Consider the following 2,976-nt stretch of genomic DNA (forward strand, 5'->3'; position numbering starts at 1 on the left):
GTTAAAATAAAAAAAGAGTATCACTGTATTTTTTTTAATAAAGGATGCCAAATATATCCTGTTCGACCTAAACAGTGTAAAACATACCCTTTTTGGGAGAGATATAAAGATAAAAAAAATTTAGACGAGGTTATCAAAGAATGTCCGGCGATTATATTAAAAAAATAGTTTTGTTTTTTATTGTTATTATTTTATTTTCTGGTTGTTCGGCAAAAAATCCATCTTTGCAAAAAGATGCTTGTTGCCCAAAACTCTTTGAGGAAGAAGACAGATATATAATGACCGCTTTATATTTTAAACAGATAGGTGCCTATAAGCAATCTGCCGAACTTTTTAAAATACTTTACGAAAAAACCAAAAGAGTAGAGTATAAAATAGAAGAGATAAATAATTATATTATTTTAAAAGAGTATGAAAAAGCAAAAAAAGAGGTTACAAAAGCTTTAAAAAAATTTCCTAAAAATTTAAAATTATTAAAATTGGCTTCGGTGATATATTTTCATTTAAAAGATTTTGAAAATGCAAAAAAATATATATTAAAAGCTATTGAAATAGGAAATAGAGCGCAAGATTATGAGTTTTTGGCTTCTTTATATTTAAACGAAAAAAATTATGAGTTAGCTTTAAAATATTTTCAGGCTGCTTACGCAATAAAGCCAGATGATACGATCGTAGATCAAATGGCTACTATTATGTTTTTGTATCTTGATAAAAAAAATGATGCGATAGCTTATCTTGAAACTCACAGCAGGATGTATGGTTGCACAAAAAGAGTTTGTCATAAGTTACTTAGTTTTTACGGGGCTTTAAATGATACCGAAGGATTGCTATCGGTTTATAAAAGACTTTATGAAAAATTTCAAGAAGAGATTTACGCAAATAAGATAGTAGAGATTTATATTTTTAAAAAAGATTATATAAATGCTGTCAAATTTTTGGAAAAAACCGGTATAAACGATGAGCTTTTACTTGAGCTATACAAAATGCAAAAAAAATATAAAAAAGCTTCAGAACTTGCTTTAAAAATATATAACAAAAGCGGCGATCTCAATTTTTTAGCGCAAAATGCCATTTTCGAATATGAATCGGCTAAAAAAAGAGATAAAAAACTATTAAACGATATTGCGAAAAAATTGGAAAAAGTTGTTAAAAAGATCAAAGATAGCTTATATTTAAACTATCTTGGATATTTATATATAGATCATGATATAAATATCAAAAGAGGAATAGAACTTGTTAAAGAGGCTTTAAAAATAAATCCCGATTCTCCCTATTATCTTGATTCTTTAGCTTGGGGATATTATAAAATTGGCAAATGTAAAGAAGCGTTAGAATTGATGCAGAAGGTTATAAAGAAGCTTGGTTTAAAAGATGAAGAGGTAAAATTGCATTACGAAAAAATAAAAAATTGTGTAAAAAAAGGGAAAAAGTGATACTAGATGAGATTATAAAAAAGACTAAAGAGGATTTGAAAAAGAGAAAAAAAGAGTTTCCTCTTGAGTGGTTAGGAAGAAGTTTAGCCTATAATCCTTTTGTTCCAAGACCTGTAGATAAGGCTTTAAGATCAACAGAAGAAAATCCATATAGATTAATTGCTGAAGTTAAAAAGGCAAGCCCAAGCAAAGGCGTAATTAGAGAGGATTTTGATCCTATACTAATAGCAAAAGAGTATGAAAAGGGTGGGGCGGATGCAATTTCGGTATTGACAGAGCCCCATTTTTTTCAAGGAGATATCGAATATTTAACTCAAATTAGAAGATATGTTCCTATGCCTTTGCTTAGAAAAGATTTTATAATCGATAAATATCAACTTGTAGAAGCTTTGGTATATGGAGCCGATTTTGTTTTATTGATAGCAAAAGCTTTAAGTAGAAAAGAGTTAAAAGAATTACTTGAATATACGTGGCATCTTGGTATGGAGGCGTTAGTAGAGATCCATGATAAAAAAGATCTGGTTAAAGCCATTTTTGCAGGAGCTAATATTATAGGTATTAATCATAGAAATCTTGAAACATTTGAGATTGATTTGAATTTGAGCGAAAAACTTGTTCCTTTGATTCCAAAAGGAAAAATAATAGTAGCCGAAAGCGGAATAAATTCTCATGAGCAGATTGTTAATTTGCATAATATCGGAGTAGACGCTTTTTTAATAGGTGAATATTTTATGAGACAAAAAGATATCGCAAAAGCGGTAAAAGAGTTAAAGGGGTATTAATTCCCCTTTTATGAAAGTATTTTTTTAACCATTTGATTTATTCTTTTACCATCGGCTACGCCTGCTAATTTTTTTGTGGCAACTCCCATAATTTTTCCCATATCTTTTAAAGAGGTTGCATTAACTTCATCAATTATTTTTCTAATCTCACTTTCTAACTCTTCATCACTTAACTGTTTTGGAAGATAGCTTTTTAAAATCTTTGCCTCTTTCATCTCTTTTTCATAAAGATCTTCTCTACCTGCTTCTTTATATTGAGTTGCGGACTCTTCTCTTTGTTTTATGCTTTTTTGGATTATTTTTATGATATCTTCATCACTTAGCTCTTTTCTTGTATCAACTTCAACCTGTTTTATGGCGCTCATTAAAAATCTTATAGTGTCCCTTTTAAAATTATCCTTTTCTCTCATCGCATTTTTTAAATCTTCTTGCAATCTTTTTTTAAGTTCACTCATAATTCTCTCCTGTTTTAAAATTATAAAAAATTATAACAAACATAAGATTAAATCAAAATCCATTAATTTTTAAAAAAGAATAATATGATATTATTACGCAAAAATTTTTTGGGGGATGTAATGTTGGAGTTGGATTATTTTAAGGAGTTATTGTTAGAGAGAAAAAAACAGATTGAAAAAAATATTTTAGAGACAAATAGCGAACTTGAAGAGCTGAAAAACGTTGAAATAAACGATGATGGAGATTATGCCTCCTTATGTACAGATAATCTTATAGATAACGCTATTAACGAAAAGCAGGTTCAA

The 2,976-nt window shown here is 28.8% G+C and carries 4 protein-coding genes and 1 pseudogene; 4 read left to right on the top strand and 1 reads right to left on the bottom strand.

The window, feature by feature from the left end; all coding sequences use genetic code 11:
- Positions 1-6: 6 nt before the first annotated feature.
- The 3 genes from AC30RD_RS07815 to trpC are packed head-to-tail and all read left to right on the top strand — an operon-like array spanning position 7 to position 2,215.
- Complete coding sequence (locus AC30RD_RS07815; RefSeq protein WP_489493904.1) at positions 7-168, top strand: YkgJ family cysteine cluster protein; 162 nt, start codon at positions 7-9, stop codon at positions 166-168.
- Positions 141-1,433, top strand: a complete 1,293-nt coding sequence (locus AC30RD_RS07820; RefSeq protein ID WP_489493900.1) for a tetratricopeptide repeat protein — start codon at positions 141-143, stop codon at positions 1,431-1,433. The genes AC30RD_RS07815 and AC30RD_RS07820 overlap by 28 nt, the downstream gene beginning before the upstream one ends.
- The gene (trpC, locus tag AC30RD_RS07825; RefSeq protein ID WP_489493902.1) at positions 1,430-2,215 is read left to right on the top strand and encodes an indole-3-glycerol phosphate synthase TrpC; all 786 of its coding nucleotides are present in this window, start codon (positions 1,430-1,432) and stop codon (positions 2,213-2,215) included. The genes AC30RD_RS07820 and trpC overlap by 4 nt, the downstream gene beginning before the upstream one ends.
- Positions 2,216-2,223: 8 nt before the next feature.
- Here the strand turns inward: trpC and AC30RD_RS07830 are convergent, their stop codons facing one another.
- Positions 2,224-2,670 (bottom strand): GatB/YqeY domain-containing protein, encoded by a 447-nt coding sequence (locus AC30RD_RS07830; protein WP_489493903.1) that lies wholly within the window; start codon positions 2,668-2,670, stop codon positions 2,224-2,226.
- A gap of 120 nt (positions 2,671-2,790) precedes the next feature.
- Here AC30RD_RS07830 and AC30RD_RS07835 point away from each other — a divergent pair.
- A pseudogene (locus AC30RD_RS07835) lies at positions 2,791-2,976 on the top strand (molecular chaperone DnaK suppressor DksA); the annotation flags it as partial.

Source organism: Nitrosophilus sp., from assembly GCF_982775275.1.